This is a genomic window from Brevundimonas sp., from assembly GCF_035935935.1.
In the GTDB taxonomy this organism is placed as follows: domain Bacteria; phylum Pseudomonadota; class Alphaproteobacteria; order Caulobacterales; family Caulobacteraceae; genus Brevundimonas.
In genome coordinates this window covers 202535-217041 of record NZ_DASYWO010000005.1, presented here as the reverse complement: position 1 = coordinate 217041, position 14507 = coordinate 202535, and the positions used below count along the sequence as shown (strand labels likewise).

15 protein-coding genes are annotated in these 14507 nt (G+C 69.3%); 8 read left to right on the top strand and 7 right to left on the bottom strand.

Translation table 11 applies throughout. From position 1 onward, the window contains the following. Window positions 1–12 precede the first annotated feature (12 nt). On the top strand, window positions 13–3318 hold the full coding sequence (gene carB / locus VGR32_RS05830) for a carbamoyl-phosphate synthase large subunit (RefSeq protein ID WP_327449015.1): 3306 nt from the start codon (window positions 13–15) through the stop codon (window positions 3316–3318). On the opposite strand, the gene mnmH is transcribed toward carB, so the two are convergent. Both mnmH and selD read right to left on the bottom strand, forming a co-directional pair. Continuing rightward, window positions 3303–4364, bottom strand: coding sequence for a tRNA 2-selenouridine(34) synthase MnmH (mnmH, locus tag VGR32_RS05825; protein WP_327449013.1), 1062 nt, complete (start codon window positions 4362–4364; stop codon window positions 3303–3305). The two genes, carB and mnmH, sit on opposite strands and share 16 nt — an antisense overlap. Beyond that, window positions 4361–5404, bottom strand: coding sequence for a selenide, water dikinase SelD (gene selD, locus VGR32_RS05820; RefSeq protein ID WP_327449011.1), 1044 nt, complete (start codon window positions 5402–5404; stop codon window positions 4361–4363). Before selD ends, mnmH begins: the two co-directional genes overlap by 4 nt. 73 nt (window positions 5405–5477) lie before the next feature. On the opposite strand from selD, the gene VGR32_RS05815 reads away from it, so the two are divergent. The 6 genes from VGR32_RS05815 (at window position 5478) to VGR32_RS05790 (ending at window position 8878) form a co-directional block, all read left to right on the top strand. Next, window positions 5478–5669 (top strand): cysteine protease, encoded by a 192-nt coding sequence (locus VGR32_RS05815; protein WP_327449009.1) that lies wholly within the window; start codon window positions 5478–5480, stop codon window positions 5667–5669. A gap of 50 nt (window positions 5670–5719) precedes the next feature. Further along, the gene (locus VGR32_RS05810) at window positions 5720–6382 is read left to right on the top strand and encodes a glutathione S-transferase (RefSeq protein WP_327449007.1); all 663 of its coding nucleotides are present in this window, start codon (window positions 5720–5722) and stop codon (window positions 6380–6382) included. A 63-nt stretch (window positions 6383–6445) separates the two neighbouring features. Further along, window positions 6446–7084, top strand: a complete 639-nt coding sequence (locus VGR32_RS05805; protein ID WP_327449005.1) for a hypothetical protein — start codon at window positions 6446–6448, stop codon at window positions 7082–7084. A gap of 33 nt (window positions 7085–7117) precedes the next feature. Beyond that, window positions 7118–7306, top strand: coding sequence for a hypothetical protein (locus tag VGR32_RS05800; RefSeq protein WP_327449003.1), 189 nt, complete (start codon window positions 7118–7120; stop codon window positions 7304–7306). Between the two features lie 121 nt (window positions 7307–7427). Further along, window positions 7428–7901, top strand: coding sequence for a transcription elongation factor GreA (greA, locus tag VGR32_RS05795; protein ID WP_327449001.1), 474 nt, complete (start codon window positions 7428–7430; stop codon window positions 7899–7901). Window positions 7902–7951: 50 nt separating this feature from the next. Next, window positions 7952–8878 (top strand): mitochondrial fission ELM1 family protein, encoded by a 927-nt coding sequence (locus VGR32_RS05790; RefSeq protein ID WP_327448999.1) that lies wholly within the window; start codon window positions 7952–7954, stop codon window positions 8876–8878. Here the strand turns inward: VGR32_RS05790 and VGR32_RS05785 are convergent. Beyond that, the gene (locus VGR32_RS05785; RefSeq protein ID WP_327448997.1) at window positions 8875–9183 is read right to left on the bottom strand and encodes a hypothetical protein; all 309 of its coding nucleotides are present in this window, start codon (window positions 9181–9183) and stop codon (window positions 8875–8877) included. The genes VGR32_RS05790 and VGR32_RS05785 overlap by 4 nt on opposite strands. 60 nt (window positions 9184–9243) lie before the next feature. Between VGR32_RS05785 and trxB the strand changes: the two genes are divergently transcribed. Then, on the top strand, window positions 9244–10263 hold the full coding sequence (gene trxB / locus VGR32_RS05780; RefSeq protein WP_327448995.1) for a thioredoxin-disulfide reductase: 1020 nt from the start codon (window positions 9244–9246) through the stop codon (window positions 10261–10263). A gap of 7 nt (window positions 10264–10270) precedes the next feature. On the opposite strand, the gene VGR32_RS05775 is transcribed toward trxB, so the two are convergent. The 4 genes from VGR32_RS05775 to VGR32_RS05760 form a co-directional block, all read right to left on the bottom strand. Further along, complete coding sequence (locus VGR32_RS05775; protein ID WP_327448993.1) at window positions 10271–10678, bottom strand: response regulator; 408 nt, start codon at window positions 10676–10678, stop codon at window positions 10271–10273. Window positions 10679–10722: 44 nt separating this feature from the next. Further along, complete coding sequence (locus VGR32_RS05770) at window positions 10723–12621, bottom strand: PAS domain-containing protein (RefSeq protein ID WP_327448991.1); 1899 nt, start codon at window positions 12619–12621, stop codon at window positions 10723–10725. A gap of 127 nt (window positions 12622–12748) precedes the next feature. Beyond that, window positions 12749–13930, bottom strand: a complete 1182-nt coding sequence (locus VGR32_RS05765; protein WP_327448989.1) for a cell wall hydrolase — start codon at window positions 13928–13930, stop codon at window positions 12749–12751. A gap of 51 nt (window positions 13931–13981) precedes the next feature. After that, the gene (locus VGR32_RS05760; protein ID WP_327448987.1) at window positions 13982–14461 is read right to left on the bottom strand and encodes a Dps family protein; all 480 of its coding nucleotides are present in this window, start codon (window positions 14459–14461) and stop codon (window positions 13982–13984) included. Between the last annotated feature and the right edge of the window lie 46 nt (window positions 14462–14507).

The following is a 14507-nucleotide window of genomic DNA, read 5'->3' as shown; positions in this document are numbered from 1 at the left end:
GGAGAGCTTCGGATGCCCAGACGCACGGACATCAAATCCATCCTCATCATCGGCGCCGGCCCGATCGTCATCGGTCAGGCGTGCGAGTTCGACTATTCCGGCGTGCAGGCGTGCAAGGCGCTGAAGGCCGAGGGGTACCGGGTCATCCTGGTCAACTCCAACCCCGCCACCATCATGACCGACCCCGAGGTGGCCGACGCGACCTACGTCGAGCCGATCACGCCGGAGTTCGTCGAGAAGATAATCGAGAAGGAGCGGCCGGACGCCCTGCTGCCCACCATGGGCGGGCAGACCGCGCTGAACACGGCGCTGGCGCTGGAAAGCAACGGCGCGTTGGCGCGCTGGGGCGTGGAGATGATCGGCGCGCGCGCGGACGTCATCGACAAGGCCGAGGATCGCCAGAAGTTCCGCGACGCCATGGACAAGCTGGGTCTGGAAAGCCCGCGCAGCCGGGCGATCCACCACATCGACGAGGCCGAAGACGCGCTGGCCTTCGTCGGCCTGCCTGCCATCGTGCGCCCGTCCTTCACCCTGGCCGGGACCGGCGGCGGCATCGCCTACAACGTCGAGGAATACCGGGAGATCGTGGAGCGCGGTCTGGACCTGTCGCCCACCACCGAGGTGCTGGTCGAGGAGAGCGTCCTGGGCTGGAAGGAGTATGAGATGGAGGTCGTCCGCGACAAGGCGGACAACTGCATCATCGTGTGCTCCATTGAGAACATCGATCCGATGGGGGTGCACACCGGCGACAGCATCACCGTCGCCCCCGCCCTGACGCTGACCGACAAGGAATATCAGCGGATGCGCACGGGCTCGATCAATGTGCTGCGCGAGATCGGGGTCGAAACCGGCGGATCCAACGTTCAGTGGGCGATCAATCCGGGGGACGGCCGCATGGTCGTGATCGAGATGAACCCGCGCGTGTCGCGATCCTCGGCGCTGGCGTCGAAGGCCACCGGCTTCCCCATCGCCAAGGTCGCCGCCCGCCTGGCCGTCGGCTACACCCTGGACGAGCTGACCAACGACATCACCCAGGTCACGCCGGCCAGCTTCGAGCCGTCGATCGACTACGTCGTCACCAAGATACCGCGCTTCGCCTTCGAGAAGTATCCGGGGTCCGAGCCCCACCTGACGACCTCGATGAAGTCGGTGGGCGAGGTCATGGCCATCGGCCGGACCTTCCAGGAGTCGATGCAGAAGGCCCTGCGTGGGCTGGAGACCGGCCTGACCGGCTTCGACGAGATCGAGATCGAAGGTACGGCGACGGCCGAGGACGATGCGGGCGCCAAGGCGGCGGTCGTGCGCGCGCTGGGCCAGCCGACGCCGGACCGCATCCGCGTCATCGCCCAGGCCTTCCGCCACGGGCTGACCGTCGAGGAGGTTGCTGCGGCCTGTTCCTACGAGCCGTGGTTCCTGCGCCAGATCGCCGACGTCGTGCGCTGCGAGGGCCACCTGCGCGTCACCGGCCTGCCGACGACGCCCGCAGAATTCCGCAGGCTTAAGGCGATGGGGTTCTCCGACGCGCGGCTGGCGAAGCTGACCGGCGCCACGGAAGCCGCGGTCCGCAAGGCGCGTCGGGCGCTGGACGTGCGCCCGGTGTTCAAACGCATCGACACCTGCGCAGCCGAGTTCGCCAGCGCCACGGCCTACATGTACTCGACCTACGAAACGGGCGCACTGGGCCAGGTTCCGCAGTGCGAAGCGGACCCGTCGGAGCGTCGCAAGGCCATCATCCTCGGCGGCGGCCCGAACCGCATCGGTCAGGGCATCGAGTTCGACTACTGCTGCTGCCACGCAGCGTTTGCCTTCGCGGACGTCGGCGTCGAGTCGATCATGGTCAACTGCAACCCGGAGACGGTCTCGACCGACTACGACACGTCCGACCGCCTCTATTTCGAGCCGCTGACGGCCGAGGACGTGCTGGAGCTGATCGACGTCGAGCGGTCGAAGGGCGAGCTGATCGGCGTCGTCGTGCAGTTCGGCGGTCAGACGCCGCTGAAGCTGGCGCACGCGCTGCAGGCCGACGGCGTGCCGATCCTGGGCACCAGCGTGGACTCCATCGACCTGGCCGAGGACCGCGAGCGGTTTCAGCAGATGCTGCATGACATCGGCCTGATGCAGCCCCCCAACGGCTTGGCCCGCTCGGCCGAGGAAGCCGCGCGGAAGGCCGACGAGGTCGGCTATCCGGTCGTGCTGCGCCCCTCCTATGTCTTGGGCGGGCGCGGCATGCAGATCGTTCACGACCGCGAGCAGCTGGACCGCTACGTGCATGAGGCCATGCGCGTCTCGGGCGAAGACCCGGTGCTGATCGACCATTATCTGAACCGCGCCACGGAGGTGGACGTGGACGCCCTGTGCGACGACGAGACCGTATTCGTCGCCGGCGTGCTGGAGCATATCGAGGAGGCGGGCGTGCATTCGGGCGACAGCGCGTGCTCCATGCCGCCGCACTCGCTGCGGCCGGCGGTGATCGCGGAGCTGAAGCGCCAGACCGAGGCGATGGCGAAGGCGCTGAAGGTCCGCGGCCTGATGAATGTGCAGTTCGCCATCGAGGAGCCGCACTCCGACCAGCCGCGCATCTTCGTGCTGGAGGTCAATCCGCGCGCCAGCCGCACCGTGCCCTTCGTCGCCAAGACCATGGGCGCGCCCGTCGCCGCCATCGCCGCAAAGGTGATGGCGGGCGAGAAGCTGGCCTCATTCGGTCTGACCGACCGCACGCTGGACCACATCGCGGTCAAGGAAGCGGTCTTCCCCTTCGCCCGCTTCGCCGGCGTCGACACCGTGCTGGGGCCCGAGATGCGCTCGACCGGAGAGGTCATGGGGCTCGACTTCCGCCGCGAGGGCGAGGCGGACCTGACCGAAGCGTTCGCCCGCGCTTTCGCCAAGAGCCAGATCGGCGGCGGCACGACCCTGCCGATCCGGGGCTGCGCCTTTGTGTCGGTCAAGGACGACGACAAGCCCTTCGTGCGCGAGGCCGTCGCCCTGTTGCTGAAGCAGGGCTTCTCCGTGATCGCCACTGGCGGCACCCACGCCTACTTGACGGGCGAGGGGCTGAAGGTCGGCTATGTGAAGAAGGTGCTGGAGGGACGTCCCAACGTCGTCGACGCCATGAAGAACGGCGAGGTCCAGCTGGTCATCAACACGACCGAGGGCAAGCAGTCGCTGGCCGACAGCTTCTCGATCCGGCGGACGGCCCTGATGAGCAAGGTGCCCTATTACACCACCATCTCAGGCGCCCTCGCCGCCGCCCGCGCCATCGAGGCCGTGCGGGCGGACGACATAGGCGTGCGGCCGGTGCAGGACTACGCGGCGGTCTGAGACTCGATCAGGGGCGCGAGGTCGGCGGCGGCGCGTTCGAGGCTCTCCGGGTCCAGATCGGAAAGCGCCACGGACCGCAGAGTCGGACGCCCGCGTCCGGCGCACGACCGCGCATAGGCCGGGTCATAGTGCTCGCGGATCAGAGCCTCGGCCAGGTCGCGGACGCGACCGGCGCCGGCGAGATCGCGCCACTCGGCGATCAGCGCCTTCGAAAGGTGGCGCGGCAACCGGCTGAGAGCTACGCTCAGCGCCGCGGTGTCCGAGGCGACGTCGGCATAGGCGACGCATGTGAAATCGACACGGGCCGGGACCGACGCCGTCAGCGCGATCACGGGAGCCTGCAGCATGGCCTGCCACAGGCCTTTCGGCAGGCCGAGGCCGCCCACCCTGCTGGATTCCGCCTCGACGACGACGGGCCGTGAGGGATCCAGCGACTCCAGCCCGGCGAACAGGCGGCTTTCGAACAACTTTTGCGACGGCTGGCCGCCCGGCATTGCCCCGAACAGACTGCCGCGGTGGTTGGCGAGGCCTTCCAAATCCAGCGTCTGCACGCCGCGGACGGCCAGGTGCTGCAGCAGGGCCGTCTTGCCGCAGCCGGTCGGGCCGTCGATCAGGATCAGGTCGAAGCCCAGCGGGCGGTCGTGCAGGCGCTCGACCACCGCGCGCCGCCAGGTCCTGTAGCCGCCCTCCAGCACCGTCACGGGCCATCCGACCTGATCCATGACGGTGGCCATGGCGTGCGACCGCTGACCGCCGCGCCAGCAATGCACCAGCGGGCGGAAGCCGCCGGCGCGGTCGGCCAGCGAACCCTCCAGATGTGCGGCGATGTTTCGCGCCACCAGCGCCGCACCGTGGCGGCGGGCGAGGAATTTCGAGCCCTGCACATACTCCGTGCCGACTGCGGCGCGCTGGGCGTCGTCAAGAACCGGGAGGTTGATCGCACCGGGAAGGTGGTCCTCGGCGAACTCGGACGGGCTGCGCACGTCGACGATCGCATCGAACGTCGCGAGCGCGGCCAGCGAGACGTCGGCCGTGGTCCGGATCACAGGGTCACGACGTCGATGCCCGGAGCGCCGACCACCACGCGGCCCACCACGACGGCGGACGCGCCGTTCAGCCGGGCAAGCGCTTCGACCGCGGCCAGCTGGGCCTCCGCGACGGAAATCAGCAGCCCGCCGGACGTCTGGGGGTCGGTCAGAAGGTCGCGCAACACGCCCTCCCCCACCCCCGACGCCTCATGCCCGTAGGCGGCCCAATTGCGGGCCGAGGCGCCGGTCCGGACGCCGTCCGCCATCAGCCGATCCACGCCCGCCAGCGTCGGCGGCCGGTCGGTGAGCCTGATCCGAACGCCCGCCCCGCGCGCCATCTCCAGCGCGTGGCCCAGAAGTCCGAAGCCCGTCACGTCGGTCACTGCGTGAACGCCCGGCTGGTCGACCAGCTTCGCGCCGAGCATGTTCAGGCGCGTCGTCGTGTCCATGAGCGTGCGATAGCCTTCCGCATCCAGCACGCCCTGCTTGAACGCCGCCGACAGCACGCCGACGCCCAGCGGCTTGGTCAGGACCAGCACGTCGCCCGGCCTCGCGCCCCTGTTGGTCAGCACCTTGTCCGGATGCACGAGCCCCAGGGCGACGAGGCCGTAGATCGGCTCCACGCTGTCGATGGAATGACCGCCCGCCACGGGGATTCCGGCGGCGGCGCAAACGGAGGCGCCGCCCTGCAGCACGCGGCCGATGGTGCGGGGAGACAGGACGTTCACCGGCATGCCGACCAGCGCCAGCGCCATGAGCGGCGTGCCGCCCATGGCGTAGACGTCCGACAGCGCGTTGGTCGCGGCGATCTGGCCGAAGTGGAAGGGGTCGTCGACGACCGGCATGAAGAAATCGGTCGTCGCCACCAGCGCCTGCTGATCGTTCAACCTCCACACTGCGGCGTCGTCGCTGGTTTCGTTTCCGACCAGCAGCCCGGCGAAGGGCGCGGCCTGCGGCGTCCATTTCAGCATGTCGGCCAGCACGCCGGGCGCGATCTTGCAGCCGCAACCGCCGCCGTGGGCGAGGGAAGTCAGGCGGGGCTCCATCCGGTCGTCCATGGCGACGGTGTGGGCGAGGACGGGCGCGAACTCAACCGGCGCCGGCGGCGTTCACTGGCGAAAGGAGATCGACATGACCCGCATCGCCACGCTTCTGGGCGGACTTTTGCTGAGCCGCGGCGGCCGCCGCGTCGCCGGAAGGCATGCCGGCAAGCTGGCGCTGGCCACTCTGGCCTTCGAACTGTGGCAGCAGCGCCGCCGCGGAGTCGCCCCGGCGAAGGCACGGCCGGCGGGGCGCAGCCGCTGGAGCGGCCGCCGGCCCTAGACGGCGCCGCTCCGAAGGCCCAGCTTGGCGCGGTCCAGCCGGAGCGCGCCATGTTCATCGTCCATCACCTCGAGGATTCCCGATCCCAGCGCGTGCTGTGGCTGCTGGAAGAGATGGGCCTGGAGTACGATGTGGTGCGCTATGCCCGGGACCCGGCCACGCGCCTGGCGCCGCCGGAACTGCGCGGCGTCCACCCCTTGGGGAAATCCCCGGTGTTGCAGGACGGCGAGGCCGTGATCGCTGAAACGGGCGCCATCGTCGAACACCTTCTGGATCTGCGACCACAGGCCGGTCTGCGACCCCCGCCCGGCACGGAGGAGCGCCGACGCTTCACCTACTGGATGCACTACGCCGAGGGATCGGCCATGACGCCGCTGCTTCTGAAGTTGATCTTCGGCGAGATCCCCAAGCGCACGCCCGCGCTGGTCCGCCCGGTCGCCAAGGCCATATCGGCCAAGGTCGGCGCGACCCTGATCGAGCCGCAAATCCGGTCTCACGTGGATTTCTGGGAAGCCGAGCTGGCGCGATCGGACTGGTTCGCCGGCGACCATTTCACCGGCGCCGACATCATGATGAGCTTCCCGCTGGAGGCCGCCGCGACCCGGACGGACCTGACGGTCCGCCCGAACATCCGCGGGTTTCTCGAACGAATCCACGCGCGCCCGGCCTATCAGGCGGCGCTGGAGCGCGGCGGGCCCTACGCCTACGCCTGAACCGTCAGGCTTCGTCGGAAGTCGTCAGTGTCGGCGCCGGGCAGGCCCCACTAGCCTGGCGTCATGCCCGTCATCGCGCGCCGCATCCTGCCCCTGATCTTCACGATTGGCCTGACCGCCTGCGCCGTGAACGCGCCCGGACGGCTGCCGGCGAATGCCATCGGGCTCCATGAGACGCAGCCGCCGCCGCAAGGGACGGTGCGCCCAGCGGCCGCGCACGGGACGAAGTCGGCCGTGCTGGTCCGCCCGCGCATGCTCGGGCGGGCGCTGACGGCGGAGACGCTGGCCCCCTCCGCGACCGTCCAGCCGCTGGACACCGCGCTCTATGACGACGGGCAGACGCCCGCCTTGCGCAGCGCCGGCCTGCGCCAGCTATCGGCCCAGCATCTCAGCGAGGGGCGGGCGGACGCGGCCCTGGGCGCGGCGCGGGCGGGCCATGAGCTGGCGCTGGAGGCCTATGGGCCGGACCACGTCGAAACCATCGCCGCGCTGATCGATCTGGCCGACGCCCTGACGGCGGCGGGGCGGGCCACGGAGGGGGAGACGGTCCTGCTGCTGGCCGCGCGTGACGCGACGAAGCTTTTTGGCCCCGGCCACCCCGCCACGCGGGCCGCCGCCGGCCGTCTGGCGCTGCATCGCGGCCTCGCACCGCTGGGACCGTTGCTCAGAAGCTTCAATCGACGTGCCAACCGCGTGAGCTGACGAACCCCGACGCCCGCAGAGCGTTAACGGGTCATGTTCATGAAGAAAGCCCAGGTTCTGGCCCTGCTCGTGGCCGCGTTGGCATTCTGCCTCGCCTTCATGGCCGCGGGCGTTCTCGTGGTCTCGGCCGCCTTCATGGCCGCCGGTCTGGCGGTCACATTCTGGGTGACGCGCAGCCTCGTGCGCGACGTGCGCCGTCGGCGCCTCGACCGGCCCGCCTGACGCCCGCTTGAGTTCGCCCCGGTCCTGACCTAGTCTCTTTCCCCGGTCGTGCGCGCCCGGCGACCGATCTCCTGAAATCCACGCCTCCCAGTCGGGCGACCGAACAGAAACTCACCATACTATGGAAAAAGTGCCGATGACGGCCGAGGGCTATCGCGTCCTCGACGATCAGCTGAAGCAATTGAAGTCGGTCGAGCGCCCCAGCGTGATCGCCGCGATTTCGGAAGCGCGCGCCCACGGCGACCTGTCCGAGAACGCGGAATACCACGCGGCCAAGGAGCGTCAGGGCTGGATCGAAGGCCAGATCGCGGAGATCGAGGACAAGATCAGCCGCGCTCAGGTCATCGACGTGTCCAAGCTCAGCGGCGACGTCGTCCGCTTCGGCGCCACCGTGACGGTGGTCGATGAGGACACCGAGGAAGAGGCCACCTACCAGATCGTGGGCGAGCACGAAGCCGACGTGAAGCAGGGCAAGATTTCCATCGCCTCGCCGATCGCGCGCGCCATGATCTCCAAGTCGGTGGGCGACGTGGTCGAGGTCAACACGCCCGGTGGCGTGAAGGCCTACGAGATCGTCAAGGTCGAGTGGAAGTAGGCGGCCGCCAACCCCTTCTCATCTGGGCCGTTTCGGACGGCCGCGCCGGCATGCAGAACCAGGCCCTGGGCCTGGCGGAGGCGATCGCGCGTCTGGCGCCCGCCGACGTCGTGATCAAGCGCGTGAAGTGGCGCCCGGTCTTCGACCGGCTGCCATCTGCGCTCAAGGTTCCATGGATGCTGGATCCGTCCTCGGACGCGGTCGAGCCCGACCCGGGCGCGCGGTGGCCCGACGTGTGGATCGGCACGGGACGCGCCACCTTGCCCCTGTCGGCGGCGGTGAAGCGACGCTCTGCCGGCCGGACCTTCGTGGTGCAGACGCAGGATCCCCGTTGGCGCACTGACGACTTCGATCTGGTGGTGGCCCCGGAGCATGACGGGCTGAGTGGCCCGAACGTGGTTTCCATCATCGGCTCGCCGCACAGGGTGACCGCCACACGACTGGTCTCGGAGGCGGCCGCATTCCCGCAGCTGGCCGCCCTGCCCCGCCCGCGCGTGGCCGTTCTGGTCGGAGGCAGGTCGCGGGCTCACGATCTGCCCGAGGCGCACGCGGGCCGGCTGGCCGGTCGGATCGCCGCCGCGATCGGGACCGCGGGCGGTTCCGCCATGGTCACGTTTTCACGACGGACGCCGGACGCGGCCAAGGCCGCCATGACGGCCGCCCTGACCGCCCTGCCCGGGACGATCTGGGACGGATCGGGGAAGAACCCCTATTTCGCCTTCCTGCACTTCGCGGACCACGTAATCGTTACCGAAGACAGCGCCAACATGGCGGCCGAGGCGGCCTCGACCGGCAGGCCCGTGCATGTGCTGCCGATGACGGCCGTGAAGGCTGCGCCGAAGTTTGAGCGATTGCACGGCGCCCTGCGATCGCACGGGGCGACGCGGCCCTTCGACGGGCGGCTGGACGCGTGGTCCTATCCGCCCCTCGACGAAACGGCGCGGGCCGCGCGCGAGATCGTGGCGCGCCTGGCCTAGTCGCCGCCTCCGCCGCCGCCCCCGTCACCGCCGCCGTCGGGGCCGCCGTCTGCGTCCGCGTGTTTGCCGCCACGGCCGCCGTCGGACGCGCCGAACCCGGTCGGCGCCGCGTCTCCCCCGCCCCCGTCGGAGCCGTCCCGACGGCGATTCCGTTTTCGTGTGGCGTCCAGCACCGCGCCGAAGCCGAGACCGATGGCCACGCCGGCGCCGATGCCGACGGCCAGCTGGTCCATCGCGATGCCGACGGCGACGCCGATGGCCATGCCGAGCGCCAAGCCGACGCCCATGAAGCTACGACCTTCCATCCCCGCCTCCTTGTTGCCGATCCCCAGCCTAGCATCGCATCTGACGGAATCACCGCCTAAATGGGGACCATGAGCACGCCCCGTACCGTCCGCTGCGCCATCATCGGATCCGGCCCCGCCGGCTGGACCGCCGCCATCTACGCCGCGCGCGCAAGCCTGAACCCCGTGGTGATCGCGGGCATCCAGCCGGGCGGCCAGCTGACCATCACCACCGACGTGGAGAACTATCCGGGTTTCGCCGACGTGATCCAGGGCCCCTGGCTGATGGAGCAGATGCAAAAGCAGGCCGAGCATGTCGGGGCGGAGGTCATCCACGACATCGTCGTCTCGGCCGACCTGTCGGCGCGCCCCTTCCGGCTGAAGCTCGACGGCGGAGAGGAGATGCTGGCCGAGACCGTCATCATCTCGACGGGCGCCCAGGCCAAGTGGCTGGGGCTGGACTCCGAGGCGAAGTTCCAGGGCTTCGGCGTTTCGGCCTGCGCCACCTGCGACGGCTTCTTTTATCGCGGCAAGCAGGTCGTGGTGATCGGCGGGGGAAACACGGCGGTCGAGGAGGCGCTGTTCCTGACCAACTTCGCCGAGAAGGTCACCGTCGTGCACCGCCGCGACGAGTTCCGCGCCGAGAAGATTCTGCAGGACCGCCTGTTCGCCCATCCCAAGGTCGAGGTGATCTGGAACCACAAGGTCGACGAGATCGTGGGTGTGGTGGACGGCATGGCGAAGAACGTCACCGGCGTGCGCCTGTCCTCCACCGTCGACGGATCGGCGCGCGAGGTGGCGTGCGACGGCGTCTTCGTCGCCATCGGCCATGCGCCGTCATCCGAGCTGTTTGCGGGCCAGCTGGAGACCAAGTCTGGGGGCTATCTGACCGTGAAGCCCGGAACGACGTCGACGGCCATCGAGGGCGTCTACGCGGCGGGAGACGTGACGGACGACGTCTATCGTCAGGCCGTGACTGCGGCGGGCATGGGCTGCATGGCGGCGCTGGAGGCCGTGCGCTTCCTCGCCGAAGAGGATCACAAGGCGGCCGGCCACCCGATCAGCCACAGAGAAGCGGAAAAGATCGGCGCCTGGGACTAGGTCCGGCTCAGCCGAAAAGCTGAAGTTCCGGCGGAGCCATGGGCGGCAGTGAGCCCGCGCGCTTGCCGAGCGCATAGTCCACGGCCGTACGGACGGCGCGTTCGTCCGTCGGCTTCGACAGGACTCCGATCGTCCCGGCGACGCCATTACGGACCATGCCGGGATTGGCCGTCATGAACAGCACTGCCACGCGGTGGTCCTGACCCAGATGCCGGCCAAGCTCGATGCCGGTCGGACCGTCCGAAAGGTGGATGTCCACCAAGGCCAGGTCCACGTCGCTGGTCTTGATGATGTCCTCAGCCTGACGCGAGTCGGCGGCCACGCCCACGACCTCGTGGCCGAGGTCCTCCAGCACGAAGCGGAGTTCGAGCGCCACCAGGGCTTCGTCTTCAATGATCAGAATGCGGGCTGTCATCGGTCAGGTCTCAGGCACGTCAACGCGAGGGCGGGTTGCAGGTTTCATGCCGCGCCTCCGGCCGCCTCGCCGGCCTTCAAAGCGTGGCGCCGCCGCGACAGGGCGGTGGCGGGAAGATCGACGAACACTTCCAGTCCTTCGGGGTTCCAGCGTTGCGACAACCTGCCGCCCAACTGTCCTTCGACCGAGAGGTTGGCGAGCGACGTGCCGAAGCCGTTCCGCTGAGGGGGCCCCGACACCTCGGGGCCGCCGCGTTCGGTCCACACGAAGTGGAAGCGGTCGCCGTCGAAACGCGTGGCGAGCGTCACCCGCCCCCCGGGCCGGCTGAGCGCGCCGTATTTGGACGCATTGGTCGCCAGCTCATGGAACAGCAGCGCGACGGAAGTCGCGGCCTGGTCGTCGAAGACCGTGTCGTCGCCGGTCAGAACCACCCGCGGCGCGCCCTCGTCGTCCAGGTATGCGGCGAACAGCGCCTTGAGGAAGGCGTGCAGGGTCATGGAGCCGACCGACGGGCGCGAGGTCTCGGTGTGGGGCCGCACGAATTCATGCGCGCGGGCGAGCGCGCCGATCCGGGTGCGCAGGCTGTTGGCGAAGGCCTTGGCTTCGGGGTGCTGACGCGCCGAAAGCGCGACGAGCGCGGATACCACGGCGAAGATGTTCTTGATCCGGTGGCTCAGCTCCTGACTGAGCAGTTCCTTGCCCTGCTCCATCCGCTTCAGGTCGTCGATGTCGGTGCAGGTCCCGAACCACCGCGTGATCTCGCCCGACTCGTTCCGGATCGGCATGGCCCGGCCAAGGGTCCATCGGTACATCCCGTCGGCGCGGCGAAGCCGGTACTCGATCTCATAGGGCTCGCCGGTCGTCAGCGAATGCTGCCACCGCACGCGGGCGCGTTCCTGATCGTCCGGATGGAACATGTCGTTCCAGCCCTCGCCGTCGGTGGAGCCGGCGGGCACTCCGGTGAACTCGTACCAACGCGCGTTGTACCAGTCGTGGAACCCGTCCGGCAGCGTCGACCAGACCATCTGGGGCATGGAGTCGGCGATCGCGCGGAAGCGGGCCTCGCTGTGCTCAAGCGCCTCGACCGTCGCCGCCAGTTCCGCTTCCACGGTCTTGCGGCCGGTGATGTCGACCACGACGCCGGGAAAACGCGACGCGCGTCCCGATCCGTCGTCGAAGGCCTGACCCCTGGCCAGGACCCAGCGTTCCTGCCCGCCGACGGACAGCCGGTACTCGCTCTCGAAATCCGCCACCCGGTCGATCGCGGACTGGATTTCCGCCTGCACCCGGTCGCGATCGTCCGCGTGGATCGAGGCGGAAAATTCGCCCAACGGGGCCCCGTCGGCCGCTCTTTGTGGATCGACCCCGAACATGCGGGCAAAGCGGGCGTCCGCCGTGACCCGGTCGTTGACCAGATCCAGGTCCCAGGCTCCGACCATCTCCGAGGCGTCGAGCGCAAGATCGAGGCGTTCCTGCATCTCGGTGCGTTCACGCAGGGCGCGGCGCAGTTCGAGCTGGCTCATCACCTGATGCGACAGCACTTCAAGGGTCTGGCGCTGAAGGCCCGTCAAACCCTCGGGGCGCGCCGTGCGGTCGAGAACGCACAGGGTGCCGATGGCCTTGCCGCCCGGCGCGACCAGCGGAGCCCCTGCGTAAAACCGGATGTGGGGGTCGCCGGTGACGAGCGCATTGTCCGCGAAGCGCGCATCCTGCGTGGCGTCGGGCACGACGAGGATATCGTCTCCGCCGAGGGCATGGCGACAGAAGGAGACGTCGATCGGGGTTTCGTCCCGATCCATGCCGACCTTGGCCTTGAACCACTGGCGATGGTCCGCGACGAGGCTGATCAGCGCGATGGGCGCGTCACAAACGCTGGCCGCAAGCGCCGCGATCTCATCGAAGGCCGGTTCCCGATCGGTGTCGAGAACGGCGTAGTCGCGCAACGTCTTCAGACGTTCGGCTTCTTGCCTCGCCGCGCTGCGTTCGCCGTCCAATGTCAAAATCCGACTTTCCGTCCACCCCGTGACAGTCGGGAACGGCGAAGCTCCTTCTTGGTTGCACGGCGGGCCGTCAAGATCCCGGCCTGCCGACCTCCTCGACGTCCATGGGCGTCACTCCGGCAGGCGGAGCCTCCGATTTCGTCGGGGCGGACTGGCCGGATTCGAATGCGGCGATGCCGGCATTCACCGCGGCGACCTCCTCCGGCGTGGGCAGGCGACGCCCGCCCAGGCTCGCGACCCCCACGGTCCGGCTGACGCCATCGATCTCGACCGTGCGCACGGCGGGCAAACCGGCGGCGGCGGCGGCTTCGAGTTCGGCGTCCGTCGTCGCCTCCGTCGCCGAAGCCAGAAGGACGCGGGGACGTGCGAAGCGCGCCTCGTCGATCAGCGGCTCACGCCCCGCATAAGCCTGACTGAACGCGGCCGTCTCGCCGTAGACGCCCTTCCAGCGGTAAAAGATGTGCGCACCGATCTGGTCGATCTTCAACAAGGTCGGCGCCCACCAGGGATGAACGTAGTCGGCGTGATAGTGCGTGGCGGTGCCGACCCGCGTCGCCACGTGACCGTTCAGCGCCCGGGCCGCCACCGCCTCCGCGCGCTTCCAGGCCCACGGCACCGGGCCCTGCGCCAGCGCGCCGTCGCAGGTGAAGCTGAACTGGCAGCCCGTGATGCGCTCCGCGCCCTGAAAGACCACACCGCAGACCGTGTTCGGATAGTTGGGGTCGCGCACCCGGTTCAGCACGACCTGGGCGACGGCCTCCTGCCCCTCGGTCGGTTCCAGCGCGGCTTCGTAGTAGACGGCCTGGGTCAGGCAACGCAGGGCGCGACGCCGGTCCTCGCCCGTCGTGCGCAGGACGAAGGCCCGGGCGGGTCTCAACGCCCCGAAGGCGGTCGGCATGCTGGCGTTCAGGCGCTGGGCCTCCACGCCGTTTTCGCCCCACACCAGGCTGGGCTTGCCGGCGAGGGTCAGCGTCTCCCACCCCGGAGTCAGGCCATAGGCCGCAGGTCTGAGAAGCAACGGGTCGTGGCGCGCGGCGAGGGCCAGCTGCGCCGGGTCGAGCCGGCGGCTGACCGCGGCGAAGGCGTCGGCCCCGATCGCGCCGCCGGTGGCGCGAGAAACCGCCTCAACGGACAAATCTCCGTCGGGTCGCGGCATCGAGCCGGCGGTGGCGGCGCAGGCCAGCACGACCCCGGCCGCGGCCGCGGCCACCGCCCTTCGTCCGTCCAGCCATGTTCGCAGCCGAGCCATCATGCGAGCGACGTTATCCGGGATTGTCGGCGAAATTCCGACGGGGTTCCGAGGTCAGCGACCGCCCAAGGTGGAACGCAGCATCCACGCGGCCTTCTCGTGCGCCGCGAGACGTTGGGTCAAAAGATCGGCCGTGGCCTCGTCGCCGGCTTCGTCCGCCACCTCGATGCCCGCGCGAGCGGTCGCGATGACGGTCTCGTGGTCCCGCATGAGCTCTCGCAGCATGTCCATCGCCTCGGTTTCCGGCTTGCCCTCCTTGATGGAGGTCAGGTTCGCGAACGCCGACTGACCTTGGGGGGCGTACTCGCCCAGCGCCCGGATCCGCTCGGCGATCTCGTCCAGGGCCTCCCACATCTCGCGGTACTGCGTTTCCAGCAGGGTGTGGAGCTGGAAGAATTCCGGGCCCCGGACGTTCCAATGGAAGCCATGGGTCTTGGCGTAGACCGCGAAACTGTCGGCCAGCATCTTGGACAGCTCGTGCGTCACCTGTTTGCGGGCGTCGGCATGGATGCCGGTCTTGATCGCGTCGGCCATGGGTTGGTTCTCCTGAAAAGCGGCCCCGATCTAGGCCCGACCGGCC